Genomic DNA, 1,076 nt, shown 5'->3' with positions numbered 1-1,076 from the left:
CACGACGCCTTCAACGAGGGCTACCCCGACTGGATGGGCGACGTGATCCCGGGCAGCTTCGCCGCCGTGTACGGGCGGGCCGCCTCGTCGGTCTACGACATGGAGAACGTGTCCTCGTGCGGCCCGTCGTGGGACGACCCGCTGCGCACCGAGGGCTTCCTGGGCGCCGTCGTCCGCGACATCGGCGACGGCACGAACGACGACCACGCGGCCTTCGCCGAGACCGACGAGTTGGGTCTGGGCTGGGACGAGGTCATCACCTGCGTCGACCTCGACCACCCGACCACACCGGCCCTGTTCCTCACCGCGTTCAAGAACCGCTACCCCGGCTACCGCGAGGGCCTGTGGGCGACGGCCAAGAACTGCGGGTACGAGATCGACGTCGCGAACCCGCCGGCGGTGTCGTCGCTCTACTCGACGAGCCACGCCACGTCCGGCGACTCGCCCGACCCCACCATCGACCTGGTGTGGACCCGGGCCTACGACGATGCCTCGGGCGTCGAGGGCTACGGCATCACCATCGCCGGGGGGATCGGCCTGCCGGCGGCCGTCATGGACATCGGCGACGTGACGAACTACACCACGCCGTCGCTCGCGCCGGGCACGTACTACTTCAGCATCCGCACCCTGGACCGCTCCGGGAAGTGGAGCGGGACCTACGCCTGGTCCGGGCCGTACACGGTGCGCGCGCCGGTGCCCGCCAACCTGACGTTCGCCCTGTGGGCCGGTTGGGCGGCGCCGCTGGTGCCGCGCGAGACGGCCGACGGCGCCTGGAACTACGCCCCGGCGCCCGGGACCCTGCCCGGCGACGCCGCCGGCACGTACTGGAACCTGACCGGCGTCAACAACGGCGAATCGACGACCGGCGGCGGCTTCTACACCTACGCCTACATCGACGCCGCCGCCCAGTGGTGGCTGTCGTGGGGCGCCATCGGGGCCGGCGGCGGCTTCTACGGCAACAATGCCGGTCCGCTGTGGGTCGGCGGCGGCCGTCACACGATCGAGGCCAAGCTCGACGCCACCGACCTGATCGCCGAGACCAACGAGAGCGACAACCGCTGGGCCCACCAGTGGGT

Annotated in this window: 1 protein-coding gene; it reads left to right on the top strand. The window is 71.4% G+C overall.

All coding sequences use genetic code 11. The features are described from left to right. The coding region (locus Q7W29_12415; protein ID MDO9172621.1) for a hypothetical protein at positions 1–1,076 on the top strand (1,076 nt) is incomplete at both ends.

Source organism: bacterium (assembly GCA_030654305.1).
In the GTDB taxonomy this organism is placed as follows: Bacteria; Krumholzibacteriota; Krumholzibacteriia; order LZORAL124-64-63; family LZORAL124-64-63; genus PNOJ01.
Note: the sequence above shows the minus strand (reverse complement) of the source record. Positions and strands in the feature narration are given on the sequence as shown.